The organism is Propioniciclava sp. LT432 (assembly GCF_059515965.1).
Genome location: NZ_JCAKNE010000026.1, coordinates 44,532 through 69,070 on the forward strand (window position 1 = coordinate 44,532; position 24,539 = coordinate 69,070).

A 24,539-nucleotide genomic window follows, 5' to 3' on the forward strand; every position below is an offset into this window, starting at 1 on the left:
GGACCGCTCAGGACACCGGCTCAGGCCGCGACCCGCACGATGCCGTGCGCGCCGCGCTCGGCGTCCACCATCACGTGGGAGACGACCGAGTAGTGCCCCGGCTCCGGGAACGTGAGCTCGACGAAGCCGCCCTGCGCCGGCAGCAGCGCCAGCACCTGCGCGCCGCCGTCCGTCGCCCCGAAGGCGCCCTCGCCACGCCGCAGCGTGTAGGTGCCCTCGGTCCAGACGGTGTCGAACTGGCCCCCCACGATGTGGAACGCACTCGGGCGGTTCGGCCCGGCGTCCAGCACCCAGAACCGGACGCGCTCGCCCACCTTCGCGTCGAACGGCGCCAGGTCGTACTGGTTGGCGACGCCGTTGAAGACCACCCGGTCGGGGCGCTCGGCGTTGACCTTGTCGACGGCGACCTCCCGCGCCGTGGCCGCCTCGTGGGCCGCGTTGGCCAGGAACACCTCGGACTGGACCAGCACGTACGAGCGGTCGACCTCGGGCAGCCCCTCGGGTTCGATGACCACGGCCCCGTGCATGCCGGCGGCGATGTGGGTCGACATCGGCATCGTCGAGCAGTGGTACATCCAGATGCCCGCGCGTTCGGCGGTGAAGGTGTAGACCAGCGACTCGCCGGGAGGGATCGTCCGCATCGGCCGGTCCGGCGCCAGCGCCCCGGCATGGAAGTCGATCGAGTGCCCGATGGTTCCGTCGTTGACGAGCGTGATCTCGAACACGTCCCCGACGCGTCCGTGCAGGGTGGGTCCGACCGAGCCACCGTTGTACGTCCAGCGGGTCTGCCACAGGCCGGGCGCGACCTCCAGCGACACCTCGGTCACGGTGAGCGTGAGCCGGTGGACGCGCTCGGTCCCCAGCGGCGGCAGCACCGGGTCGACCGTCGTGGACAGCGGGGCGTCCGGCACGGCGGGGATGGACCCGGCGCCGCCGCTGGTGTCGCCGCTCGTTCCCCCCGTGGCGCCGGCCGAGCCGTGCATGCCGGCGGACCCCCCGGAAGCCGCGGCGCCGGACGCCGGGTCCTCACCCTCGACGACGACATCGAGCACCATCCCCATCTGGCGGTGCCCGGCCACGGAGCACCAACCCTGGGTCGAGGACCCGATGACGCCGGCGTCCAGTTCGGCGGTCTCGCCGGGCTGGAGCCGCGGCGTCCGGGCCGTGCCGATGACGAGGTCGTGGGCCGTGGTGGCGTCGGTGTTGCGCAGCACGACCACGAGACGGTTCCCCCGCGGGACCGTGATGCGGTGGGGCGTGAAGCTCATGCCGTGGGCCACGACCTCCACGCGGGTCGTGTCGCCGGTGGGCGCCACCTCGGACGCCGCGGGCGCGGCCGTGGTGGTCGGCAGCCCGGACGCCGCGGGGTCGACCCCGACGCCGACGGTGACGACCAGCACCAGGGCGGCCACGGCCGCGATGGCCTGGCTGCCCGACCAGAGGCGGCGCTCGGTCTCGACCGGAGCCGGGCGGGCGCCGGCCGGAGCCGGCCGGGGGGCGGCCGGGACCGCGGCTTCACCGGCCCCCTGCAGCAAGGCACGCCTGGCCCGGGCGGACGCCTTGGCACCCTGCACCATCAGGGGCAGGAACACCACCAGCGCCAGCGCGACGAGGGACGACAGCGTGACCCGGACCCAGGACGGCAGCGGCAGCAGCCACAACAGCAGGCCGCCGTTGACCACGAGCAGGCGCCACAGCGCCCACTTGTCGAACCACGCCTGGCCGGCACGGACGACGGAAGGCCCGCCGCCCATGACGCTCGGGATGAGGTACGACAGCGCCCCGAACAGCAATTGGGCGGCGAACCCGACGGCGAACACGGCACCGAGGGTCAGGGAGGCGTCCGTGACCGCTCGCCAGTCCCCGGCGGTGGCGAGCAGCCAGCCGACCCAGGACAACCCGACGATCGCCCAAGCGAGGGCGGCGAGGACGGACGCCGGCGCGAACTCGCGCAGCCCCTTGGCACGCAGGGGCAGGGCGAGCGCCCGGCCCCACCACAGCAGGCCGGCGACATACCCGGTGAGGCCCAGCAGAGCGAGGGGACGGATGCCCGCCAGCGCCCCGGCGACGAGGACGGCGAGGCCGCCGGCCAGCCACGGCAGCGCGGCGCGCGCGAGGGCCTCGGCGCGGTCGTCCATGCGGGCGCGCAACATCGTCGGCCAGAAGGTGACGAGGGTGCCCGTGACGGTCAGGCCGATCCAGCCGAGCAGGTTGAGCGCCATGTGGCCCATGAGGAAGCGCCCGTGCAAGTCCTCGTCCAGGCCGAAGGCGAGCGTGGCACCGAAGCCCGCGCCGAGGGGGAGGCACATCGCGGCGGCGATGTAGTAGCGGGTGACGATCCGGAAGCGGTTCGGCAGGGCCTTCCTGAGTGTCGACCCGAGGTGGACGGCATGCCACACCACGGCCGCCGACACCAGCGTCGCGCCGACGACGACCAGCCACCACCACTCCCCCGGGACGCCGACGAACACCAGGAGCGAGCCCAGTCCGAGCAGGCCGATGCGGACGCCCTGGCGCCGGCGTCCCGCCTCGTCGGGCAGGGAGCGGAGCAGGGTGTGGGCGAAGTGCTCGCTCCACACGAGCGCGGAGTGCGACAGGGCACCCAGCAGCACCAGGTGCACCATCAGCCAACTGGACGAGGGCACCCAGCGGTGCACGATCGTCAGGATGAACGCCGCCGCCAGCCAGACCAGCGCCACGTGGTCGCGCAGGCGGCGGGTCCGGGGCGCCGAGCCGGACCCGGGGCGTCCGGCGGGTGCCTGAGGGGCGACGGGGGTGGCGCGTCCGACCTCACTCACCGCGAACCACCACCCCGACCGCCGTCACGACGAAGAGCAGCAGCGCGAGGACCGTACCGACCGAGCCGATGGTCCACAGCGGTCCGCGTCCGGTCACGTCGCCCACGACGCGCGCCAACAGCGAGGCGTTCAGCACCACCACCGGCCCCCAGAGGACGGTCCGGTACGGCAGCGGGCGCCCGATGACGGTGGGGAAGATGATCGGCGCATGGGCCATGATCATGGACACTCCGAATCCGAGGAAGGTGGCGTGGATGGTGATGTCGTAGGCCGCCTGGGTCCCCGGCCCCCCGCCGATCAGCCAGGTCAGTCCCGCCACGGCGAGCCAGACGTAGCCGAACAACAGGGTCGCGCCGTTGTACCGGCGCAGTCCCTCGGCGCGGACCATCCGGCGAGGGACGTCGTCACGGAGCAACCAGAGCGCCACGGCGAGGAGGCCGAGGCCGAAGGCGCGGGCGCCGCCGTCCGGCCACACGAGGCTGGACGCCGCCGCGAGCGCCACCCAGGACCCCAGCGCGAGCAGCGTCGGGACGGCCCGCGGACCCATCGTCAGCTGGGCCATCTCGGCCCGCTCGGACGCGATCGTGAGGACGATGAAGCCTGCCAACAGGGTGATGAGGGCGGCGAGGTCGACGACCAGCCACAGCGCGGCGGCCGCGCCCGCGAGGACGACCGACAACACCTGGACCGCCACCAGGGGTAGGGGCGCGCGACGCCACAGGGCCAGGTAGACGGCCAGGAAGAGCAGGCACCCCTGCACCAGCAGGAGTTGGCCCAGGACGTGCTGTCCGGCGGCCAGGGTGATGCCGCCGGCTCCGAGCACGCCGGGCGCGAGGTGGGCCCACGGTTGGCGGAGTGCCTGGGCCCGTTCGAGGGCGATGACGGTGCCCATGAACCCGAGCACCATCACCATGCCGTGGACGCCGGGCAGGTGCTCGGCGTCCACCGGTGCCCAGACGCCCACCGCCAGCAGCGCGGCGTCGAGACCGGCCAGGAGCGAGGCCCCACCCAGCGCCAGCAGGGCGACCCGACCCCGCGCGAGGCGCGGTCCGGACGCCGTGGGCCGCCGGCGGGCGGGCGCCTGGGTGGGACTCACGGCGACCGGGTGTCGATCAGACGCGGGCGAGCTTGAGGGTCCAGGCGTCGGGGCCCTGCTCCAGGTAGGACACCTGGATCGAGTCACCGTGCGCCTCCTCGATCTGGGCCAGCAGGGGCAGCGGGTTGTGCGGGGCGACCAGCGCCAGCGCACGGCCCGGGGTCAGCGACGCGACCGCGCCGAGGATCGAGGCGTGACGGATGGCGTGCGGGATGATGCGCGCGTCGAGGACTGGGAGCTCCTCGTCGTGGTGACCGCAGGTGCAGCCGCCCTTCTTCTCGGTGATGGACAGGTCGGTCATTATTCCTCCTCGTAGCAGGGGGGCGACCCCCTGAGTCCGGTGGGGGTCGCCCTCACGACATTTATACACCACGAATTGTAATTATTCGAGTAGACTTCCTCCATGGACGCCAGCCAACTCGGACCGGCCCCCGCGCGCGCGGTGGAGCCGCTGACGCCCGCGCGCGCCCGGGTGGCCCAGGCCCTGGTCGACCTGGGCCCCAGGGCCTCGTTGTCAACACTCGCCCGTCACCTCGGGGGCCACCCGAACGCCACCCGTCAGCACCTCGAGGCGCTCGTGGCGGACGGGCACGCGACCGTCCAATCCCTCTCCACCGGCGCGCGTGGGCGTCCCGCCCAGGCCTGGACGATCACCCCGTCCGGGCGCCGGGCCCTGTCGGTCGACGCGACCGAGTCCGCCTACGCCGAATTGGTGGACGCGCTGGCGTCCCGCCTCGCCCACCATCCGGACGCCGAGGCCGAGGCCCACGCGATCGGCCGGGCCTGGGGTGCCCGTCGGGCCGGGGAGGGCCGGTCCCTGGTGGAGGTCCTGGAGGACCTGGGCTTCACCCCCGTCCCCGATGAGGCCTCGCCCACCCGGACGCGGCTCCTGACCTGCCCGATCCTGGACTCGGCCCAGACGCATCCCGAGGTGATCTGCGCGATCCACCAGGGGTTGGTGGAAGGGGCGCTCGGGCCGGACGCCGGCGTCCGACTGAAGCCGTTCGCCGAGCCGGGCGCCTGCGTCATCACCGTGGGACGGGAGGACGGACCCGCGGGCTGAGCGCCCATTCCGCCCCGGGCAACCCCACTTTCCCGGAGCGGAAAGCTACGGTAGCGTAAGTTACCCAAGCTTTTACACACCACAAGGGACCATCATGGCAAGTCAGCACCCGATCATCATCCAGGGCGGGATGGGTGTTGCTGTCTCGTCCTGGAAGCTGGCCAACGCGGTCGCACGCGCCGGACAGCTGGGGGTGGTGTCCGGAACCGCCCTCGACGGTGTGGTCGCCCGCGTCCTGCAGGACGGCGACCCGGGGGGTCACGTCCGCCGAGCCTTGGCGCACTTCCCCTTCCCCGAGATCGCCGAGCGGGTGTTGGCCACCTACTACCTCCCCGAGGGGCGCCCGCAGGGGCAGCCCTACCGCCCGCACCCCACCCTCACCATCGCGCCCAGCCGTCCGGCCATCGAACTCAGCCTTGTCGGCAACTTCGCCGAGGTCTGGCTCGCCAAGGAGGGCCACGACGGCGTGGTGGGCATCAACTTCCTGCAGAAGATCCAGACCGCGACGCTGTCCGCCACGCTCGGCGCGATGCTGGCCGGCGTCGACTACGTGCTGATGGGGGCCGGCATCCCCAAGGAGATGCCCCGCGTGCTCACCGACTTCGCCGCCGGGCGTCCCGGCCGCATGACCATCGAGGTCGACGACCAGACGCGCACGCACACCGCCGTCCTCGACCCGCGGACCTACCTCGGCGACACGCTGCCCGAGCTGAAGCGTCCCCACTTCCTGGCCATCATCTCCCTGCACGTGCTGGGCGGCTACCTCGCCCGGGACGCCGAGATCCGCCCCGACGGCTTCGTCGTCGAGGGTCCCGTGGCCGGGGGCCACAGCGCCCCGCCGCGGGGCAAGCTCACGCTGAACGACCAGGGCGAGCCCATCTACTCCGCCAAGGACGACGCCGACGTCGCCAAGATGGTCGCCCTCGGGCTCCCGTTCTGGCTGGCCGGCGCCTGGTCGACCCCCGAGAAGGTCGCCACCGCCCTCGAGCAGGGCGCCGAGGGCGTCCAGTGCGGCACGATCTTCGCGCTGGCGTCCGAGTCGGGGCTGACCGACGAGATCCGCGGCGAACTGCTCGACGAACTCCGCACCGGCACGCTCCAGGTGAGGAACGACGCCCTCGCCTCTCCGACGGGGTTCCCGTTCAAGGTCGCCAGCCTCCCCGGCACCCTGTCGGAACAGCCCGTCTACGAGGCCCGCAACCGCATCTGCGACCTGGGTTACCTCCGCCAGCCCGCCGAGCGCCCGGACGGCTCGATCGTCTACCGGTGCGCCTCCGAACCGGTCCACATGTACGTCAAGAAGGGCGGCGACGTGGCCGAGACCGTGGGCCGCAAGTGCCTGTGCAACGCGCTGTTCGCCAACATCGGCATGCCCCAGCGCCGCAGGGACGGCTATGTCGAGGCCCCCGCGATCACCCTGGGTTCCGACCTCGACGGCGCGCGCGGGCTGCAGGCCGCCCATCCCGACGGCTGGACCGGCGCGCAGGCGGTCACGTGGCTCCTGCGTGACGTCCCCGCCACCTGATCCGATGGGACGCCGGCGCGCGCGTCCGCCCCTGCCGCAACGCGACGGGCTGGACGCCGTCTGGGTCCGGACGCCGGCACGGGTGGGCGACGCGCCCGCGCCCTGGCCGACACTGGACGCCTTCCTGCGCGACCGGCTCCCCCCACGCGTCCCGGTCGAGTCCTGGCTCGACCAGGGCCGCTTTGTGGACGCCGCCGGTCACCCTCTGCAGCCGGGAACCCCCTACACGCCGGCCACGATGGTCTGGTTCCACAAGGACCCGGCCGTCGACCCCGAGCCGGCGGACCTCGTCGTCCTGCACCGCGACGATCGCATCGTCGTCGTCGACAAGCCCGCCTTCCTGGCGACGACCCCGCGCGGTGAGCACGTCAACCGTTCGGCCCTCGTGAAGCTGCGCCGCCAGTTGGGGCTGCCCGACCTCGCCCCGGCCCACCGACTCGACCGGCTCACGGCGGGCGTCCTGCTGTTCACGGTCCATCGCCAGCATCGTGCGGCCTACCAGGAGCTCTTCGCGCAGCGACGGGCCCAGAAGACTTACGAGGCCCTCGCCCCCGCGATCCCGGCGCTGGCCGAGCCCCGGGTCGTCCATAGCCACATCGTCAAGCGCCGAGGATCGCTGCAGGCCGAGGAGCTCCCGGGTGAGCCGCCCAACGCCGAAACCGTCGTCACCCTCGTCGAGACCCGCGGCGCGGTGGGGCGCTATCGCCTCATGCCGACCACGGGGCGGACGCACCAACTGCGCGTCCACCTGAACTCGCTCGGCGCGCCGATCGTCGGCGACCCGCTCTACCCCTCAGTACGGGACGAGCTCGATGACGTCACCGACCCGCTCCGGCTCGTCGCGCGCACGCTCGCCTTCTCCGACCCGGTGGACGGCCAAGCCCGGGAGTTCACCTCCCGGGCTTGGCTCGCCTGGCCCTGAGGGCGGAGGTCAATCCATGTGCGGGTGGTGTTCCCGCCAGGCCTCACGCCGCTCGTGGAAGTCCTCCTCGACCACCTCGGCGATGTTGGCACCGAACTCGCCGGGCGCACCCGTCCCCTGGACAAGGTTGGACGTCACGGTCGCTGCGACGATCGCGGTGTGGCCGCGACGGTTGATCCGGCGCTCGACCGCTTGGGCCGCCAGGGTGAGCAGCCAGTTCAGCAGCACGAAGATGACGCCGATGATGATGTAGGCAGCCACGACGTTACCGTAGCGGGAGCCGAGCTGACGCCCCGCCGCGATGAGCTCGGGGTAGGTGATCGCGGTGCCCAGCGCGCTGTCCTTCAGCACGACGACGAGCTGGCTCATCAGCGCCGGCAGCATCGCGGTCAGGGCCTGCGGCAGCTGGATCGAACGCAGCGTCTGTCCGGGCGTGAGCCCCACGGCCAGGCCGGCCTCCCCCTGCCCCTTCGGCAACTGGTGGACGCCGGAGCGCACCAGCTCGGCGATGACCGAACCGTTGTAGAGGGTCAGGGCGATGACCACGGCCCAGAAGGACGCCTCGGCCCCCGGCATCCGCAGGGTGCGGGCCAGGTAGAAGAACGCGAAGATCATCATCATGAGCACCGGCACGGACCGGAAGAACTCGACGATCACCCCGCAGGCCCAACGCACCGCAACGACCTGCGACAGTCGGCCCATGCCGAACACCAAGCCGAACACGACCGCGAAGACGACCGAGACGGCGGCTGCCTGCAGTGTCTTCAGCAGGCCGGGCAGGATGTACTGGATCCACGTCTCGCCGAGCAGGAACGGCGTCCACAGGGCCGGCTCGAGCTGCCCCTGCACCCAGAACTTCCAGAGCAGGGCGGCCAGGATGCCGAGGCCGAGCAGCGCGCCCACGACCGTCAGGATCGCGTGCCGGCGCCGGGCCTTCGGGCCGGGTGCGTCGAAGAGGACGGCCTGGGCGCTCATCGCTTCACCGCCAGGTGCCGCGAGAGGGTGGTGAACCCGACGCCGATCGGGAGCGTCAGGATGACGAAGCCGAGGGCGAAGATGAAGAAGACGAGCAGGCTGCCGGTCTCGTTCTCGATGATGGTGCGCATGATCGCGGACGCCTCCGGGACGCCGATGATCGCGGCGACGGTGGTGTTCTTGATCAACGCGATCAGCACCGAGCCCAGCGGGGCGATCGAGCCGCGGAACGCCTGCGGCAGGATGACCTCCCTCAGCGACTGGGCGAACGTCAGGCCGATGGCGCGGGCGGCCTCGGCCTGCCCGACGGGGACGGTGTTGACGCCCGAACGGAGGGCCTCGCACACGAAGGAGGCATGGTAGGCGGACAGGCCGATGATGGCCCACCAGTACACCTTCACCGCTTGGGGGAACGACTCGGGAACCGGCGACAGCTGCAGGATGTAGAGGGCTCCCAGCACGCAGAAGACCAGGATCAGCGTCAACGGCGTGTTGCGGGCGACGTTGACGTAGAACGCACCCAACACCTGCAGCACCTTCACGGGCGACACCCGCATGACGGCGAGGATCGTTCCGAGGATGAGTGAGCCGAGGGCGGACCACAGCGCCAACTGGACGGTCATCCAGAAGGCCCCGAGGATGTCGTACCTCGTGAGGATGTCGATCATGCGTCCTCCGGGTTGGCGCGGGCGTTGTTCTTGCAGCTGAGGTGGCCCTCCCAGCAGAGGTGGGCATGCCGGGCCAGCATGCCCACCTCGTCAGCTGGGATCAGGAGCAGGCGGCCGGGGTGGGGGGGTTGCCCGGGCCGGGGGTGTACTTGGCCGGGCCGAGGGTCTTGTCGACCGCCGCCTTCCACGCACCGTCGTCCACCATCTTCTTGATGGCCGCGTTCACCTTCTCGCAGGTGGCCGTGTCACCCTTCTTGAGGCCGACGCCGTAGTTCTCCTTGGTGAACGGGTCACCGACGAGCTTGAGCTTGCCCGCGTACTGCGGCTGCGCCGCGAAGCCGGCGAGGATCGTGTCGTCGGTGGTCACCGCGTCGATGCCCTTGGAGAGCAGGGCCGGCAGGCACTCGGAGTAGGTGCCGAACTCCTGGAGCTGGACGCCGGGGTACTGGTCCTTGATCTTCTGGGCCGGCGTCGAGCCGGTGACGGAGCAGAGCTTCTTGCCGTCCAGGGTGTCGGGACCGGTGATGGCGGTCTCGTCCGAACGGACCAGGAGGCCCTGGCCGGCGATCAGGTAGGGGCCGGCGAAGGAGACGCGCTCCTTGCGCTTGTCGGTGATCGAGTAGGTGGCGAAGATCAGGTCGACCTGGCCGGTCTCGATCAGGGTCTCCCGCTGGGCGCTCGGCGACTCGACCCAGGTGATGTCGTCCTCCTCGTGGCCGAGTTCCTTGGCGACGTACTTGGCGACCTCGACGTCGAAGCCCGTGTAGGTCGAGCCCTCGCGCAGGCCGAGACCCGGCTGGTCGAACTTGATGCCGATCTTGATGCCGTCCCCGGCGGCCCCGCCAGGTGCCGCGGAGCCTCCCGGGGCAGCGGTGCCGCCACCACAGGCGGCGAGGGTCAGGGCGAGGCCGGCCGCGACCACGCCTCCCATCAGTCGTCGTGTGAACATGGGTTCCTCCTGGGATTCCGGTGTGCGTCAGAACCGCTTGCGGCGTCCGTGCCGGGCGGTGGGATCAGTGGGTGAGGATCTTGCCGAGGAAGTCCTTGGCGCGATCCGACTTCGGGCGGGTGAAGAACTCCTCGGGAGTGCCCTCCTCCACGATCTGGCCGCCCGCGAGGAACACCACGCGGTTGGCCGCCTTGCGGGCGAAGCCCATCTCGTGCGTCACGACCACCATCGTCATGCCGTCCTTGGCGAGCTGGATCATGACGTCGAGGACCTCGTTGATCATCTCCGGGTCGAGCGCCGAGGTCGGCTCGTCGAAGAGCATCACCTTGGGCTCCATGGCCAGGGCGCGAGCGATGGCGACACGCTGCTGCTGGCCACCCGACAGCTGGGCGGGGTACTTGTTCGCCTGCTCTTCCACGCCGACGCGCTTGAGCAACTCCATCGCGCGCGCGTCGGCGTCCGCCTTCTTCATGTTGCGGACCTTGATGGGGCCCAACGTGACGTTCTCCAGGATCGTCTTGTGGGCGAACAGGTTGAACGACTGGAACACCATGCCGACGTCGGCGCGCAGCTTGGCGAGTTGCTTGCCCTCCTCCGGCAGTTGCTGTCCGTCGATCGTGATGGTGCCGTCGGTGATGGTCTCCAAGCGGTTGATCGTCCGGATCAGGGTCGACTTGCCCGAACCGGACGGACCGATCAGGACCACGACCTCGCCCCGGTTGATCGTCAGGTTGACCTGCTTGAGGGCCTGCATGTCCCCGTAGTGCTTGTTCACGTCCTTGAGGACGACCAACGGCTCCGACATGCGTCGCAACCTATCGAGTCGACGTGGGGGCTGTCTGCACCAAATACCGCCCCAGAGAGTAACCATGCGATTACATTTCGGCGGACGCCCCGGGCCCGGCCGCACCTTCCGGCGTCCGCGGAAGCTCTCGCATCCGGCCGAACCTGCCCAGGAACGGTGCCGCCGACAACACGTTGAAGGCGGCCCCGATCCACAACGCCGGGATGGTGCCCAGCGCGCCGCCGAGCCCCCCGCCGAGCAACGCGGCGAGCGGCATGATCCCCCAGACCACGAAGCGGATGGACGCGTTCATCCGACCCAGCAGCCGCGGCGGGCACAGGCGCTGGCGCGCCGAGACCTGGATGACGTTGTAGACAACCACGGCCAGCGAGAACAGCAGGGCCGAGGCGACCAAGAGCGGCACGGCGGCGGCCGGGAGGAAGGCAGACGCGGGAACGAGGAGCATCGCCCCACCCGCGAGCAGGAGAGACGCCCGCAGCGTCGGCCCCTCCCCGAACCGGGCCCCGAGTCGGGCGGCGAGCATCGAGCCCAGCAGGCCGCCGATCGCCCCCAGCGACATGACCACCCCGAAGACCGCCGGTTGCAGGCCGAGGATGCGCAGGACGAGCAGCGATTGGAGCGTGAAGACGATCGTCGAGCCCAGGTTCGACAGCGCCGTCGCCGCCAGCACCCGGCGCAGCAGCGGCTGGGCGAACACGAACGCCAGGCCCTCGCGGATCTCCGTCACCAGCGGACGACGCTCGGACGCCGGCGGCGGCACTTCGTCGTCGCGGATCATGGCGAGCGTGACGGCGGACGCGAGGAACCCCGCCGCGTTGGCCAGCAGGAGGACGGGCGCCGAGACCACGGCGAGCAGGGCGCCGGCCGCAGCCGGTCCGCCGAGTCGGGCGACCTGCGCGGTCGATTCCAGCTTGCCGTTGGCGTCCGAGACAGCGGCGGGGTGGACGAGGATCGGCACGTAGCTCTGGTACGCGACATCGAAGAAGACCGTGGCGATGCCGACGACGGCGGCCACCACGACGAGGTGCCAGAACGTGAGGACCCCGGCGAACCACAGCGCCGGGATCAACACGACCAGGCCGGTTCGCACCAGGTCCGCGACGATCATGACCCGCCGCTTGCGCCAACGGTCCACCCACGCGCCGGCGACGAGGCCCACCAGGAGGAACGCCGCCGTGTTCGCCGCGTTGAGGTACCCCATCTGCGCCTCGGTGGCGTGGAGCACCGACACGGCGAGCACCGCCATCGCCAGGCCCTCGAACTGGAAGCCCACCTGCGACAGGGACTGCCCGATCCAGAACGCCCTGAAGCCCGGCTGGGCGAGGGCGCCGGAGGAGGACGGGTCACCGGGAGCAGCCACGGGCGGCAGCCTAGCCCCCGCCCCGGCGGCGTCGGTTACCGCGCTACAGGACCTCGCCCGGCGCGTAGGCCGCACCCTCGGGATGCCTCACCGCCAGCTCGCGGACGCGCTCGACGACGGCGTGCACCTGCGCGGCGGCAGACCCCGTGAGCTCGAGCGGGTTCGCGACGGCGGCGTCCAGCACGGAGCGGTCGACGCCGAGGCGCGGGTCGCCGGCGAGGCGGTCGAGCAGGTCGTTGTCCTTGCGGCCGGTGCGGCGCATGTCCAGGGCGACGGCGACGGCGTGCTCCTTGATCACCTCGTGCGCAACCTCACGGCCCACGCCGTGCTGGACGGCGGCCATGAGCACCTTCGTGGTGGTGAGGAACGGCAGGTAGCGCTGGAGCTCGGCCTCGATGACGGCCGGGAACGCGCCGAACTCGCCCAGCACGGTGAGGAACGTCTCGAACAGGCCGTCCAAGGCGTAGAAGGCGTCGGGCAGGGCGACACGGCGGACGACGGAGCAGGACACATCGCCCTCGTTCCACTGGTCCCCCGCCAGCTCACCGACCATGGAGAGGTAGCCGCGCAGCACCACCGACAGGCCGTTGACGCGCTCGCACGAGCGGGTGTTCATCTTGTGGGGCATGGCGGACGAGCCGACCTGGCCCTCCTTGAACCCCTCGGTCACGAGCTCGGCGCCGGCCATCAGGCGGATCGACGTGGCCACGTTCGACGGGGCCGCCGCGACCTGGACCAGCGCAGAGAGCACGTCGACGTCCAGGGAGCGCGGGTAGACCTGCCCCGTCGAGGTGAGCACGCGCTCGAACCCGAGGTGCTTCGCGACGCGCTGCTCCAACTCGGCGAGCTTGGCGGCGTCCCCGCCCAGCAGGTCGAGCATGTCCTGCGCGGTGCCGACCGGGCCCTTGATGCCGCGGGCCGGGTAGCGCTCGACCAGGTTGTCGACCCGGTCGTACGCCACGAGCAGTTCGTCGATGGCGGTGGCGAAGCGCTTGCCGAGGGTGGTCATCTGCGCGGCCACGTTGTGCGAGCGGCCGGCGATCGGCTGGTCGCGGTACTGCACCGCGAGGCGCGACAACGCCACCAGCACGGAGACGACCCGCTCCCGGACCAGCTTCAGCGACGCGAGCACCTGGTACTGCTCGACGTTCTCGGTCAGGTCGCGCGACGTCATGCCCTTGTGGACGTGCTCGTGGCCGGCCAGCGCGTTGAACTCCTCGATGCGGGCCTTCACGTCGTGGCGGGTCACGCGCTCGCGGGCGGCGATCGAGCCGAGGTCGACCTGCTCCAGCACCTCGCGGTAGTCGGCGAGCACGGCGTCCGGGTCGTCACCGCCGAAGTCGACCCCCAGGTCGCGCTGGGCCTCCAGCACGGCCAGCCAGAGGCGGCGCTCGCCGACGATCTTGTGCTCGGGGCTCCACAGGTCACGCATCGCGGGGGACGCGTAGCGGGTGGCCAGCACGTTCGGGACGGTCATGGTGCTCCTCAGGGCGACTCGGCAACCCGCTCATTCTCCCACGGCGAGTCACCACGGCCCGGGCGTGGGCCCACTTTCTCCCGACGTAGCGCCATCTGGACCACATTTGGTCGGTGCGTCGGCAAGCGGAAACACGCTGACAAGGGGTTCCAAGTCCAGCACGGTGCCTTCGTGTGGTCCAGATGGCGCTACCCCAACGCGAGGCGCGGGGCCCAACGGCCGGGTCAGAGCGTCGGCGTCCCGATCAGCCCCGACGCCGCGCGCTCGGCGATGTCGCGGCGGCAGAACAGCGTGGGGGCCTCCAGCGCGTCGATGGCGGCGTAGGCCTTCGTGCGCGCCGCCCCCAGGTCGGACGCCCGCGCCACGACCCCCAGCACACGGCCACCCGATGCGACGAGGTGCTCCTCGACCAAGGAGGTTCCGGCGTGGAGGACGTGCACGGCGTCCCCCTCGACGACCTCGGGCCCGCAGCCGAACACGTGCGGACCCTCGATGCGTCCGCCCTTGTCCGGGACGCCCGGATACCCGTTCGCGGCCAGCACCACGATGACGGCGGAGTCCGACGACCAGCGCAGCTCCCCCACCTCGGCCAGGCGGCCGGTGGCGGCGGCGTCCAGCACCTCACCCAGCGGGGACTCCAGCAGCGACAGGACGGCCTGGGTCTCGGGGTCGCCGAACCGGCAGTTGAACTCGATGACCTTCAGGCCGCGGGAGGTGAGGGCCAGCCCCGCGTACAGCAGTCCGGTGAAGGGGGTCCCCCGGCGGCGCATCTCGTCGACGGTCGGCTGGACGACCTCGCGCATGATGGCGTCCACCAAGCCGTCGGGCGCCCACGGCAGCGGGGTGTAGGCACCCATGCCGCCCGTGTTGGGGCCCGCGTCGCCGTCGAAGGCGCGCTTGAAGTCCTGGGCCGGCAGCAGGGGAAGAGCGGTGACGCCGTCGGTGATCGCGAACAGCGAGACCTCGGGACCGTCGAGGTATTCCTCGACGATGGCGGGCAGGGCTCCTTCGGCGTGCGCGAGGGCGGCGTCCCGGTCGGAGGTCACGATCACGCCCTTGCCCGCGGCCAAGCCGTCCTGCTTCACCACATACGGCGGGCCGAAATGGTCGATCGCCTGGGCCACGTCGTCCAGGGTGGTGCAGTACACCGACCCGGCCGTCGGCACCCCGGCCGCCTGCATGATCATCTTGGCGAACTGCTTCGACCCCTCGATCTGGGCGGCCTCGGCCGAGGGTCCGAAGCAGGCGATGCCGGCCGCGCGCACGGCGTCCGCCACCCCCGCGACGAGCGGCGCCTCGGGGCCGACCACGACCAGGTTGACGCCCAGCGACCGGGCCAGGTCGACCACGGCGGCACCGTCGGTGGCGTCGACGAGGTGGTTGGTGGCGAACGCCGCCGTCCCGGGGTTGCCGGGGGCGCAGTGGAGGGCCACCACCGAGGGGTCGCGGTGCAGGGCGAGGGCGAGCGCGTGCTCGCGTCCTCCGCTGCCGAGGACGAGGACGGTCAGTTCACGGGCCACCGGGTCAGCCTATCGACTCGGACGCCGCCCGGCGGGCGGTGGGTTCGTCCCGTGACTCGCTCTTCGTGGCGGATGACCCTCAGATCAGGTCGTGGATCATCACGGCCTCCTCGCGGCCGGGGCCGACGCCGATGCCGGAGATGCGGCAGCGGATCAGCTCCTCCAGGCGCCGGACGTAGGCCTGGCACGTGGCGGGCAGCTCGTCGAAGGTGCGGCACCCGGAGATGTCCTCGGTCCAGCCGTCGAGGTACTCATAGATCGGCTCGGCCTTGACGAGGTCGTTCATCAGCACCGGGTAGTGCTCGAGCCGGCGCCCGTCGACCTCGTAGGCCACGCAGACCGGAATCTTCTCCCAGCCGGTGAGGATGTCCAGCTTGGTGAGGAACACGTCGGTGACACCGTTGTAGGTGCAGGCGGCCTCGACGACGAGCGGGTCGAACCAGCCGCAGCGGCGCGGGCGTCCGGTCGTGGTGCCGAACTCGCCACCGTCGTTGCGGAGGCGATCGCCGTCGGCATCGAGCAGCTCCGTCGGGAAGGGACCCTCACCCACGCGCGTCGTGTAGGCCTTGGCGATGCCGATGATGCGGTCGAGCTTGTTCGGACCCACGCCCGAGCCGGTGCAGGCGCCGGCGGCGATCGGGTTGGACGAGGTCACGTACGGGTACGTGCCGTGGTCGACGTCGAGGTGGTGCGCCTGAGCGCCCTCGAACACGACGAGCTTGTCGGCCTCGAGGGCGTCGTTCAGCTCGCGGGCGACGTCGCGCACCATCGGGCGGACGCGGTCGGCGAAGCTCAGCAGGTGGTCGGCGACCTCGGTCGCGTCGATCTCCATCTGGTTGTAGACCTTCACCAGCAGCTGGTTCTTCTGGATCAGCGAGGCGGCGACCTTGTCGCGCAACAGCTGCTCGTCGAGCAGGTCCTGGATGCGGATGCCGACGCGGTTGATCTTGTCGGCGTACGCCGGTCCGACGCCGCGGCCGGTGGTGCCGATCTTGCGCTTGCCGAGGAATCGCTCGGTGACCTTGTCAAGCACCTTGTGGTAGGGGGCGATGATGTGCGCGTTGGCGCTGATGATGAGCCGGGACGTGTCGATGCCGCGGGCCTCCAGGGCGTCGATCTCGCTGAACAGCACCTCGAGGTCGACGACGACGCCGTTGCCGATCACCGGGATGCCCGGGTTGAGGATGCCGCTGGGCAGCAGGTGGAGCGCGTACTTCTCCCCGTTGACGACGAGCGTGTGGCCGGCGTTGTTGCCGCCCGAGTAGCGCACCGTGTAGTCGACCGTGTCGCCGAGTTGGTCGGTGGCCTTTCCCTTGCCCTCGTCCCCCCACTGGGTCCCGATCACGACGATGCCAGGCATGCGTTGCCCCTTCTCACAAAGCGAAAGCCCGGTGCAAGACTGCCGGGCTCTTACCGCGGCATCCTATCGGAAAGGCTGTCCGGACGCCGGGGTTGCCAGCCGAAGGCCCTCAGAGGGTGAGTGGGCGCGTCCGGGCCAGCTCGACGTATCCCTCCTCGGAGGCCTCGAGCAGGAACAGCACGCACCGTTCGTATTCCTCCAGCTCGCCGATGCGCCTGGCGGCACAGGCGAGGGCCCACAGGGCGCGGAGGAAGCCCTGGTTCGGCTCGTGCTCCCACGGGATCGGTCCCCGGCCCCGCCAGCCGGCTCGGCGCAGCGCGTCCAGACCTCGGTGGTAGCCCGTGCGGGCGAAGGCGTACGCCGAGAGGTCGCCCTGCGTGGTGTGCGCGCTGAGGGATCCCTCGGCCAGCAGCGCCCACGCCAGCGAGGAGGACGGGTGCCGCGCGACCACGTCCAGGAAGGAACTCTCCCCCAGCGTCACGATGTCCGCGAGCGCCTCGTCGACCGGGAGTTCGGTACGACCCACAGGGGCAGCCAGCAGCAAGGTGCGTGCGTCAGACATGAGGGCAGCCTAGTGTGTCCGCCCTCCGCGACCGGGCAGGCCCCTCAGGCGCGGTTGAGCGTGTCCACCAGCGCTTTGGCCGACGACAGGGTCAGTCGTGGCTCCGCATCCCGGAGGACCTTGATGGCGTACGCCGGGTCCGAATCCGAGTCGACACCGGCGTCGAAGAGCGTGGCCAGGGCCCACAGGCGCGCCTCGTGCCCGGGGCCCGTGGTCGAGCGCTCCCCGAAGATGGTCTCGAGGTTGCTGGCGACGCTCGGCTGGTGACCCCGCGACATGATGACGACCACCAGGACGAACGCCACGAGCAGGACGCCGGTCTCGAGCGGTCCGATCTGCATGGGACCACGCTAGCAAGCCCTTTCGGGGCCGCCCAGAGCTAGCCTTCATGATTGGTCCGCGCCGCGTCCCGCGATCCGAGCGTCCGCGAACCGTGAGAGGAACCCGATGAGCAACCAGCTGGCCAACCTCTGGACCACCGCCGCTTGGCGCGAGGCAGCACGCGTCCGTGCCGGCGAGGTCGACATCGAGCACCTGTACGTCGGCCTCATCGCCGTCGGCGGCTCCGCGGCGCAGCTGTTGGGTGCCCACGGCATCACGCTCGTCTCGGCCCGTCGCCGCATCCGGGAGGCCCACCCCGGCGGGGTCCCCATCGTCAGCGTCGATGTCGCTGACCTGCCCTCGCCCATCCACGTCATGCAGCCCGGCGACGCGGCGTGGAAGGGGTCCCCGCGCGCGGTCGAACTCATCGGGGCCGCCAAGGTGACCGACACCTACGAGATCCTCATCACCCTGCTGAAGGAACCCTCCGGCACGGTCCGCCGCCTCGTCGCCGCCGACGGCGTCACCCCGCAGGACCTCGTCCCCGAGCTCAAGGCCGGCGCGGATGACCCCTATTCCACGACGCGAGCCGAACCCGACGCCACGTTGTTGCCCGGCCCGGCCCGCGCCCAGCGTGTCCAGCGCTTCGTGTCGGCCCCCCTCGACCTCGTGGCGGACGCCCTGGCCGACCCCGCCCTGCTGCGGCTGTGGTCCTACGACCCCACGAAGGCGGACGTCTCCGAGGGTGGGCTCACGGTCCGCCACGAGAAGGGCGGACAGGCCCTGACCGTCCGGCTGGGGGTGACGACCGGGACGGACGGGGACCGGCGAGTCGTGACGTGGACCCAGGAAGCCCTCGACGGGCGGTACGCCGGCCAGCGGCTCACCTACGACCGGTTCGAGGTCTCCCCTGCCCCCGGCGGCGCGCTCATCGTGCGCACGGCCGGACGCCGGACGTTCGGCCTGCTCGGATGGCTCGCCTCGCCCTTCACCGACCGGTTCATCGGGTGGGGCATGCTGCACACCATGCAGGCCATCACCTTCGGCATCGCCGACCGCCAGCCGAGTTGACGCTCGCGTCCCGCCCCCACCTGAGAGGATCGCCCCATGCCACGACCCCTGCGCCAGGAGCCCTGCCAGTCGAGGTGCGACTGGTCCCCGACCGGTGAGACGCGCGACGACATGCTGGTGTTCGCGTGCGCGGGCTGCCACTCGGAGTGGGTCCGCACCGAGGGCTGGACGCCCCGCAACCTCGACGGTTCCATCGCCGCAGCGGTCGTCGACGAACTGACGCGCTCCTGAAACGCGGACGCCGCGGGGCAGCAGTGCTGCGCCCGCGGCGTCCGACGTGGTCAGGGCGGCGGTGGCCAGACCGGCAGGGTCAGGCCGGCAGGGTCACTTGCCGGACGTACCGACCGAACCCAGGTCCTGGCAGGCCTCGACGATGCGCGCGGACATCGCGTTCTCGGCCTCCTTGCCCCAGGCGCGGGGGTCGTACTGCTTCTTGTTGCCGACGTTCCCGTCGATCTTGAGGACGCCGGCGTAGTTGCCCAGCATCCAGCCGGCCACCGGGCGGGTGAACGCGTACTGGGTGTCGGTGTCGACGTTCATCTTGACGACGCCGTAGGACACCGCGTCGGCGATCTCCTGCTCCGAGGAGCCCGAGCCGCCGTGGAAGACGAGGTCGAACGGCTTGTCCTTGCCGTACTTGGCGGCGACGGCGTCCTGGATCTCCTTCAGGACCTGCGGGCGCAGCTTGACCGCACCGGGCTTGTACACGCCGTGCACGTTGCCGAAGGTGAAGGCCGCCATGTAGCGACCCTTCTCGCCCAGGCCGAGGGCCTCGGCGGTGCGGAGGCCGTCCTCGGGGGTGGTGTAGAGCTTCTCGTTGATCTCGTTGGCGACGCCGTCCTCCTCGCCACCGACCACCCCGATCTCGATCTCGAGGATCTGCTTGTTGTACGCGGTGAGCTTCAGCAGCTCCTCGGCGATCTGGAGGTTCTCGGCCATCGGAACGGCGGAGCCGTCCCACATGTGCGACTGGAACAGCGGATCCTGGCCGGCGGCGACGCGCTGGCGGGAGATCTCGAGCAGCGGGCGGACGTAGGTGTCCAGCTTGTCCTTGGGGCAGTGGTCGGTGTGGATCGCGACGTTGATCGGGTACTTGCGGGCGACCACGTGGGCGAACTCGGCGAGCGCGACCGCGCCGGTCACCATGTCCTTGACGCCCTGGCCCGACCCGTACTCAGCGCCACCGGTGGAGAACTGGATGATGCCGTCGGAGCCGGCGTCGGCGAAGCCCTTGAGGGCCGCGTTCAGGGTCTGGGACGAGGTCACGTTGATGGCCGGGTATGCGAAGCCCTTCGACTTCGCACGATCGATCATCTCGGCGTACACGTCGGGGGTTGCAATGGGCATCTGTCACTCCTTGGTGAGTCCTTCTGAGAACGCACCCCATTCAACCGCAAAACCCGGGCGATCGCCCGCATCAGCATCGGTCGCCCGCCCACTGGACGGTCCGCCGGAACGGAGGGACGGAGCCACCGACGCCCCTGCCTCGGGTCAGCCGTCGAGAGGCGTCAGGTCGACGTGGTGCCGGTTGCCGGACAGCGCGCGGACGGCGGAGTCGACCGCCGAGGGCGCGTGGGTGAGCCAGTCGACCGGCACCTCGCGCCACGCGCCGTTGGTCGCGACGACCACGAGCCGCCCCGAGCCACCACCCGCGCCCGGGAGGGCGACCAGGTGGTCGACGTCCTCCCAGGCGAGGTAGTTGTCGAGGTGGAGCCCACCGCGTCCGATGCCGAGGGCGAGGCCCTCGTGCAGGCGGCCGATCGCGCGCTTGGCGCGGACGACCGCCACGATGGCATGGACCAGCAACCCGACCGAGATCCCCACGCTGATGACGAGGATGCCCCAGAAGAGGGCGTCGAGGTGCTCACGATTGAGCCACATGATGATGCCCCAGAACAGCAGGGACACCACGAGGCTGATCGAGCGGCCGACGACCCGCCCGCGCTTGACGCGGTAGAGCTCGACGGCGGGGTGCGGGTCGAAGAAGACCGGGTAGTCCAGCGCCTCGCGTGGCGGGGGCGTCCACTCCTGCGGCGGACGCGTGTGCTGGCTCATGCCGCCATGCTACTCAGCGCGCGCGAGCCCAGCCTCGAGCACCCCCGTCAGGGTGCGCCGGGTGATGAGCAGGCGGAGGCTCCAGGCCCCGGCGGTCGTCAGCGGGGGTCGGACCCGGGAGCGGCGTCCCGAGGGTGCTGCAGCGACCAGTGGTACATCGCGATGGCCGCAGCGGCCCCGGCGTTCAGGGAGCGCGTTGACCCGTGCTGGGTGATCGCGACGAGTGCCTCACAGGCGTCCACCACCTCGTCGGTCAGTCCGGGGCCCTCGGAGCCGAAGACCAGGCAGCACTCCCGGGGCAACTGGGCCGTCTCCAGCGGGACCGAGCCGGGCAGGTTGTCCACCCCCACCAGGCTGACGCCCGCGGCGTCCGCCCAGGCGACGAAGTCGGCGACCGACGGGTGGTGGTGGACGTGGAGGTACCGGTCGGTCACCATCGCGCCGCGGCGGTTCCAGCGGCGGCGTCCGAGGATGTGGACACCGGCGACGTTGAACGCGTTGGCCGTCCGGACGACCGACCCGATGTTGAAGTCGTGCTCCCAGTTCTGGATCGCCACGTGCAGCGGTGCGCGCCGCGTGTCGAGGTCGGCGACGATCGCCTCCAGTCGCCAGTAGCGGTACTCGTCAATGACGTTGCGAGCGTCCCCAAGGGCGAGGAGTTCGGGGTCGAGGCGCGGGTCGTCCGGCCATGGCAGCGGGTGCGGCCCGACGCCGACCAGCGGCGCGGTGGGGTCGGCAACCGGTTCGATCTCGCTCACCGACCCAAGGTAGCCTGACTGGCGCAGCACGCCCCCACCCAGCGCATTGAGGACCAGCATGACTGAAGAGACCCCCGTCCGCCCCGGCGCCCCCGACGCGACCGACCTGCACGACCCCGACAGCGTCGGCGCCTGGCTGGTCCGACTCCTGAAGGGCATCGCGGTCGGGGTCGGGTTCATCCTGCCGGGGCTCTCCGGCGGCGTGCTCGCCGTGATCTTCAAGATCTACGATCCGCTGATCAAGTTCCTGGCCCACCCGTTCAAGAACTTCTGGCGTCAGGTGAAGTACTTCCTTCCCGTCGGCATCGGCGGCATCATCGGCGTGGTCCTGTTCTCGATCATCGTCGCCGCCGCGTTCGGACGCTACGAGGCCGCCTTCGTCTGCCTCTTCATCGGCTTCGTGATCGGCACCTTCCCGAGCCTGTGGCGTCAGGCCGGCAAGAAGGGACGCACCGCGAAGCACCTGGTGATCCTCGCGATCTCGGCCGCGGTCATCTTCGCCATCATGCTCATCGGCGGCGGTCTGAACCTGCAGGTCCCGCCCAGCATCCCCGTGTGGCTGGGCTCCGGCGCGCTCATCGGCCTGGGCGTCATCGTCCCGGGCATGAGCCCGTCGAACTTCCTCATCTACTTCGGCCTGTACGACAAAATGGCCGAGGGCATCAAGGACTTCGACCCGGCCGTCTTCATCCCGCTGGCCATCGGGCTCGTCCTGTGTGTGGGGCTGTTCGCCAAGGCCGCCAACTGGGCCTTCGAGCGCCACTACGCGGGCATGTACCACTTCATCCTCGGCATGGTCGCCGGGTCGTCAATCGCGATCTTCCCGACCGTCGTCCTCGCCCCGGACGCCATCGCGAAGGCCGGGCTCGGCATGGGGGCCTTCCTCGCCTTCTGCGCCGTCATGCTGGTCCTCGGCATCATCGCCTCGTGGCTGTTCTCCAAGCTCGAGGACCGGTACGCCGACGAGCGGGAGGCGATCGAGGCGCTCTGACGCCTCGGCGTCCACCCCCTCGGAGGCGGCGGCCTCCTCGTCGGACGCGGCGGTGCCGGCTTCCTCCCCCGCCCAGCGCCGGGAGGCGAAGTCGGCCACCAGCGCCGTGTCGAGCATCCACATCGCACGCTGCAGGGCTTGGCTGTCGAGCCCCTCGACCGACCCCAGCCTCGGCTTCGTCGGGTGGGCGGACGCCGTGGCCGCGGCCTCCTCGGCGACGTGCCTCGCGACGTCCGTGAGCCGCGCCGTGAGGCCCTCGCTCAACATCTGCTGCCGGTGACCGTGCCCGGCCAGTTCGACGGCGAACGACTCGTGCTCGTCGATGACCGCCGGATCCTCGGACAGGAGCATCGTCGACGTCGACCGCAGCAACTGCAGGCCCCGTTCAAGGTCTCCCCCGCCGAACTCCGACAGGGCCGCGCGCAGGATCGCGTTGTCGGGGCGTCCGACCTGCTCGGCGAGCAGGATGAGGTGCGCTGCAACCATGCGCTCCTTGTTGCGGGCGTGGTGCTCCTCCGGCGTCAGCGACAGCGCCTGCGGGTCGGCGGCACTCATGCCCGCCGACTGGCCGGGCTCATCGGGCGTGAACGTGTCGCGCAGCGGGATCGCCCGGATCAACAGCGTGGTCGCCAGCACCGCGAGGCTGAGCCACGGCAGGACGGCGTAGATGGCCTGCATGGCGTCCGCCAGGGACAGGCGCAGGACGAGCGCCACCGATTCCGTCAGATCCTTCATGGCTGACGGGTTGAGGACGGCGTTCGGATCAAGACCGCCGGGCGGGCTGTCCTGGCGGGCCTGCGGGGTCATCCGCCAGTTGAGACTGGTGACGAGTTGGGACGTCATGAGGCTGCCGGCGATCGCCGTGCCCAGCGTGTTGGACATGTTGCGGGAGAACTGCAGGGCGGACGTCGCCGGTCCCAGGTCGCGCCGCTGGACGGCGTTCTGCACGGTCAGCGTGTAGATCTGGAACGACATGCCCACGCCGACTCCCACCACCGTGGTGTAGAGCGTGAGTTCCAGCGGGGTGGAGTGCGCGTCCAGCCGGAGCAGGAGAACGCTGCCGACCGTCATCAACACCACGCCGGCGACGGCGAACGACTTGTAGCGGCCCGTCCGGGTCGTCAGGTTGCCGATGATGATGCCCATGGCGAACAGGGCCACGTTCATCGGGATGAGGATCGCGCCGGACGCCGTGGCCGACACCCCGAGCACGCCCTGGGCGTACACCGGCGTGTAGATGATCAGCATCATCAACGCCATGTTCATGAGGCTGGCGGCCATGACGGACCACGTGAAGATCGAGTTGCGGAACAGCGACATCGGCACGATGGGTTCGGCCGCGCGACGCTCGACGTGGACGAAGGCGGCCAGGAACACCGCGCCGACCCCGAGGAGGACCAGCACGATCGGGTCCGTCCAGCCGCGGGAGCCGCCGAAGCTGACACCCAGCAGGGCCGCGCTCACGCCCACGGTCATCGTGGCGATACCGGCGTGATCAACCTTGCGCGGGATGTCCAGCTCGGGGATCTTCATGAACCGCACCACCAGGTACAGCGCCACGAAGCCGACCGGGAGGTTGATGTAGAAGAGCCAGCGCCAGGTCGACACGTCGGTGATGAAGCCGCCGATGAGCGGCCCGGCGACCTGGGAGGCCCCCATGAGCGCACCCATGTATCCGGCGTACTTGCCGCGCTGACGAGGGGGGATGATGTCGCCAAGGATCGTCTGCGACAGCGGCATCAGGACGCCCATGCCGGCACCCTGCACGGCACGGGCGGCGACCAGCCAAGCGAACGTCGGCGCCATGCCGGAGAGGACGTTGCCCAGCATGAAGATGATCAGGCCGAGCGCGTAGAAGCGCTTGCGCCCGAACATGTCCGCCAACTTGCCGCTGATCGGGGTGGTGATCGTCATGACCAGCATGACGATGGTGGACAGCCACGCGTAGTACTCCACGCCACCGAGGTCGGCGATGATGCGGGGGATCGCCGGGCTGACGATCGTCTGGCTGATCGAGCTGGTGAACATGCCGATCAGAAGACCGAAGTAGATCCAGCGGATCTTCTTGAACTCGAACTCGCCGGTGGACGCGGGACTCACGCAGAGACCCTACCGCCGCGGGCCTGCTGGCCTTGGCGTCCGACCGGATCGGGACGGTCCGCGCCCACCGTGCCCCTGGGCGTGTCCTGCCGACCCCCGACGCCCTTGATGGGTGATCAGTGGTGGATCCCGGTCCATACTTGGGCCGGGATCCACTACTGAG

At 70.7% G+C, this 24,539-nt stretch carries 22 protein-coding genes and 1 pseudogene; 6 read left to right on the forward strand and 17 right to left on the reverse strand.

The window, feature by feature from the left end:
• Positions 1 to 20 precede the first annotated feature (20 nt).
• From AC5YDV_RS14900 to AC5YDV_RS14910, 3 genes are read right to left on the reverse strand one after another with little or no spacing between them, the layout of a single operon-like run.
• Entirely contained in the window at positions 21 to 2,798 is a 2,778-nt protein-coding gene (locus AC5YDV_RS14900; RefSeq protein WP_496184264.1) for a multicopper oxidase domain-containing protein, read from the reverse strand.
• Positions 2,791 to 3,894, reverse strand: a complete 1,104-nt coding sequence (locus AC5YDV_RS14905; RefSeq protein WP_496184265.1) for a DUF8744 domain-containing protein — start codon at positions 3,892 to 3,894, stop codon at positions 2,791 to 2,793. Before AC5YDV_RS14905 ends, AC5YDV_RS14900 begins: the two co-directional genes overlap by 8 nt.
• Positions 3,895 to 3,910: 16 nt before the next feature.
• Positions 3,911 to 4,195 (reverse strand): DUF2249 domain-containing protein, encoded by a 285-nt coding sequence (locus tag AC5YDV_RS14910; protein WP_496184266.1) that lies wholly within the window; start codon positions 4,193 to 4,195, stop codon positions 3,911 to 3,913.
• A 102-nt stretch (positions 4,196 to 4,297) separates the two neighbouring features.
• On the opposite strand from AC5YDV_RS14910, the gene AC5YDV_RS14915 reads away from it, so the two are divergent.
• The 3 genes from AC5YDV_RS14915 (at position 4,298) to AC5YDV_RS14925 (ending at position 7,404) form a co-directional block, all read left to right on the forward strand.
• Positions 4,298 to 4,957, forward strand: a complete 660-nt coding sequence (locus tag AC5YDV_RS14915) for a helix-turn-helix transcriptional regulator (protein ID WP_496184267.1) — start codon at positions 4,298 to 4,300, stop codon at positions 4,955 to 4,957.
• A 94-nt stretch (positions 4,958 to 5,051) separates the two neighbouring features.
• The gene (locus tag AC5YDV_RS14920) at positions 5,052 to 6,482 is read left to right on the forward strand and encodes a nitronate monooxygenase (RefSeq protein ID WP_496184268.1); all 1,431 of its coding nucleotides are present in this window, start codon (positions 5,052 to 5,054) and stop codon (positions 6,480 to 6,482) included.
• A gap of 124 nt (positions 6,483 to 6,606) precedes the next feature.
• Entirely contained in the window at positions 6,607 to 7,404 is a 798-nt protein-coding gene (locus AC5YDV_RS14925; RefSeq protein WP_496184290.1) for a pseudouridine synthase, read from the forward strand.
• 9 nt (positions 7,405 to 7,413) lie between these two features.
• Here the strand turns inward: AC5YDV_RS14925 and AC5YDV_RS14930 are convergent, their stop codons facing one another.
• The 10 genes from AC5YDV_RS14930 to AC5YDV_RS14975 form a co-directional block, all read right to left on the reverse strand.
• Complete coding sequence (locus AC5YDV_RS14930) at positions 7,414 to 8,379, reverse strand: amino acid ABC transporter permease (protein WP_496184269.1); 966 nt, start codon at positions 8,377 to 8,379, stop codon at positions 7,414 to 7,416.
• Complete coding sequence (locus AC5YDV_RS14935; protein WP_496184270.1) at positions 8,376 to 9,047, reverse strand: amino acid ABC transporter permease; 672 nt, start codon at positions 9,045 to 9,047, stop codon at positions 8,376 to 8,378. Before AC5YDV_RS14935 ends, AC5YDV_RS14930 begins: the two co-directional genes overlap by 4 nt.
• A gap of 100 nt (positions 9,048 to 9,147) precedes the next feature.
• Complete coding sequence (locus tag AC5YDV_RS14940; protein ID WP_496184271.1) at positions 9,148 to 9,996, reverse strand: glutamate ABC transporter substrate-binding protein; 849 nt, start codon at positions 9,994 to 9,996, stop codon at positions 9,148 to 9,150.
• Positions 9,997 to 10,060: 64 nt separating this feature from the next.
• Positions 10,061 to 10,801, reverse strand: coding sequence for an amino acid ABC transporter ATP-binding protein (locus tag AC5YDV_RS14945; protein WP_496184272.1), 741 nt, complete (start codon positions 10,799 to 10,801; stop codon positions 10,061 to 10,063).
• A 70-nt stretch (positions 10,802 to 10,871) separates the two neighbouring features.
• A complete protein-coding gene (locus AC5YDV_RS14950; protein WP_496184273.1) occupies positions 10,872 to 12,161 on the reverse strand; it encodes an MFS transporter in 1,290 nt (429 codons plus the stop codon).
• 43 nt (positions 12,162 to 12,204) lie between these two features.
• Positions 12,205 to 13,638: an adenylosuccinate lyase gene (purB, locus tag AC5YDV_RS14955; protein WP_496184274.1), complete on the reverse strand. Its 1,434-nt coding sequence runs from the start codon at positions 13,636 to 13,638 to the stop codon at positions 12,205 to 12,207.
• A gap of 224 nt (positions 13,639 to 13,862) precedes the next feature.
• The gene (gene purD / locus AC5YDV_RS14960; RefSeq protein WP_496184291.1) at positions 13,863 to 15,146 is read right to left on the reverse strand and encodes a phosphoribosylamine--glycine ligase; all 1,284 of its coding nucleotides are present in this window, start codon (positions 15,144 to 15,146) and stop codon (positions 13,863 to 13,865) included.
• 91 nt (positions 15,147 to 15,237) lie between these two features.
• Positions 15,238 to 16,518, reverse strand: a complete 1,281-nt coding sequence (locus AC5YDV_RS14965) for an adenylosuccinate synthase (RefSeq protein WP_496184275.1) — start codon at positions 16,516 to 16,518, stop codon at positions 15,238 to 15,240.
• Between the two features lie 109 nt (positions 16,519 to 16,627).
• Entirely contained in the window at positions 16,628 to 17,080 is a 453-nt protein-coding gene (locus AC5YDV_RS14970; RefSeq protein WP_496184276.1) for a DUF3151 domain-containing protein, read from the reverse strand.
• Between the two features lie 44 nt (positions 17,081 to 17,124).
• A complete protein-coding gene (locus AC5YDV_RS14975; RefSeq protein WP_496184277.1) occupies positions 17,125 to 17,421 on the reverse strand; it encodes a hypothetical protein in 297 nt (98 codons plus the stop codon).
• A gap of 106 nt (positions 17,422 to 17,527) precedes the next feature.
• On the opposite strand from AC5YDV_RS14975, the gene AC5YDV_RS14980 reads away from it, so the two are divergent.
• Entirely contained in the window at positions 17,528 to 18,472 is a 945-nt protein-coding gene (locus tag AC5YDV_RS14980) for an SRPBCC family protein (protein ID WP_496184278.1), read from the forward strand.
• Positions 18,473 to 18,508: 36 nt separating this feature from the next.
• Positions 18,509 to 18,703 carry a hypothetical protein gene (locus AC5YDV_RS14985; RefSeq protein ID WP_496184279.1) on the forward strand — a complete coding sequence of 65 codons (195 nt, stop codon included), beginning with the start codon at positions 18,509 to 18,511 and terminating at the stop codon, positions 18,701 to 18,703.
• A 93-nt stretch (positions 18,704 to 18,796) separates the two neighbouring features.
• On the opposite strand, the gene fbaA is transcribed toward AC5YDV_RS14985, so the two are convergent.
• The 3 genes from fbaA to AC5YDV_RS15000 form a co-directional block, all read right to left on the reverse strand.
• Positions 18,797 to 19,819, reverse strand: a complete 1,023-nt coding sequence (fbaA, locus tag AC5YDV_RS14990) for a class II fructose-bisphosphate aldolase (protein ID WP_496184280.1) — start codon at positions 19,817 to 19,819, stop codon at positions 18,797 to 18,799.
• 144 nt (positions 19,820 to 19,963) lie between these two features.
• Positions 19,964 to 20,527 (reverse strand): hypothetical protein, encoded by a 564-nt coding sequence (locus AC5YDV_RS14995; protein ID WP_496184281.1) that lies wholly within the window; start codon positions 20,525 to 20,527, stop codon positions 19,964 to 19,966.
• A gap of 98 nt (positions 20,528 to 20,625) precedes the next feature.
• Positions 20,626 to 21,345, reverse strand: a complete 720-nt coding sequence (locus AC5YDV_RS15000; protein WP_496184282.1) for a TrmH family RNA methyltransferase — start codon at positions 21,343 to 21,345, stop codon at positions 20,626 to 20,628.
• On the opposite strand from AC5YDV_RS15000, the gene AC5YDV_RS15005 reads away from it, so the two are divergent.
• Positions 21,344 to 22,276, forward strand: a complete 933-nt coding sequence (locus AC5YDV_RS15005; protein WP_496184283.1) for a DUF368 domain-containing protein — start codon at positions 21,344 to 21,346, stop codon at positions 22,274 to 22,276. The genes AC5YDV_RS15000 and AC5YDV_RS15005 overlap by 2 nt on opposite strands.
• Before the next feature lie 603 nt (positions 22,277 to 22,879).
• Here the strand turns inward: AC5YDV_RS15005 and AC5YDV_RS15010 are convergent.
• Positions 22,880 to 24,376, reverse strand: a pseudogene (locus AC5YDV_RS15010) (MDR family MFS transporter); the annotation flags it as partial.
• Positions 24,377 to 24,539 lie beyond the last annotated feature (163 nt).

Excerpts from the sequence above, each read along its gene's own strand:
- AC5YDV_RS14915 (WP_496184267.1), top strand. The coding sequence starts at position 4,298 with ATGGACGCCAGCCAACTCGGACCGGCCCCCGCGCGCGCGGTGGAGCCG.
- AC5YDV_RS14985 (WP_496184279.1), top strand. The coding sequence starts at position 18,509 with ATGCCACGACCCCTGCGCCAGGAGCCCTGCCAGTCGAGGTGCGACTGG.
- fbaA (WP_496184280.1), bottom strand. The coding sequence starts at position 19,819 with ATGCCCATTGCAACCCCCGACGTGTACGCCGAGATGATCGATCGTGCG.
- AC5YDV_RS14945 (WP_496184272.1), bottom strand. The coding sequence starts at position 10,801 with ATGTCGGAGCCGTTGGTCGTCCTCAAGGACGTGAACAAGCACTACGGG.
- AC5YDV_RS14930 (WP_496184269.1), bottom strand. The coding sequence starts at position 8,379 with ATGAGCGCCCAGGCCGTCCTCTTCGACGCACCCGGCCCGAAGGCCCGG.
- AC5YDV_RS14965 (WP_496184275.1), bottom strand. The coding sequence starts at position 16,518 with ATGCCTGGCATCGTCGTGATCGGGACCCAGTGGGGGGACGAGGGCAAG.
- AC5YDV_RS14975 (WP_496184277.1), bottom strand. The coding sequence starts at position 17,421 with ATGCAGATCGGACCGCTCGAGACCGGCGTCCTGCTCGTGGCGTTCGTC.
- AC5YDV_RS14935 (WP_496184270.1), bottom strand. The coding sequence starts at position 9,047 with ATGATCGACATCCTCACGAGGTACGACATCCTCGGGGCCTTCTGGATG.
- purB (WP_496184274.1), bottom strand. The coding sequence starts at position 13,638 with ATGACCGTCCCGAACGTGCTGGCCACCCGCTACGCGTCCCCCGCGATG.
- AC5YDV_RS15005 (WP_496184283.1), top strand. The coding sequence starts at position 21,344 with ATGACTGAAGAGACCCCCGTCCGCCCCGGCGCCCCCGACGCGACCGAC.
- AC5YDV_RS14970 (WP_496184276.1), bottom strand. The coding sequence starts at position 17,080 with ATGTCTGACGCACGCACCTTGCTGCTGGCTGCCCCTGTGGGTCGTACC.
- AC5YDV_RS15000 (WP_496184282.1), bottom strand. The coding sequence starts at position 21,345 with ATGCTGGTCCTCAATGCGCTGGGTGGGGGCGTGCTGCGCCAGTCAGGC.
- AC5YDV_RS14940 (WP_496184271.1), bottom strand. The coding sequence starts at position 9,996 with ATGTTCACACGACGACTGATGGGAGGCGTGGTCGCGGCCGGCCTCGCC.
- AC5YDV_RS14920 (WP_496184268.1), top strand. The coding sequence starts at position 5,052 with ATGGCAAGTCAGCACCCGATCATCATCCAGGGCGGGATGGGTGTTGCT.
- AC5YDV_RS14910 (WP_496184266.1), bottom strand. The coding sequence starts at position 4,195 with ATGACCGACCTGTCCATCACCGAGAAGAAGGGCGGCTGCACCTGCGGT.
- AC5YDV_RS14995 (WP_496184281.1), bottom strand. The coding sequence starts at position 20,527 with ATGAGCCAGCACACGCGTCCGCCGCAGGAGTGGACGCCCCCGCCACGC.
- AC5YDV_RS14980 (WP_496184278.1), top strand. The coding sequence starts at position 17,528 with ATGAGCAACCAGCTGGCCAACCTCTGGACCACCGCCGCTTGGCGCGAG.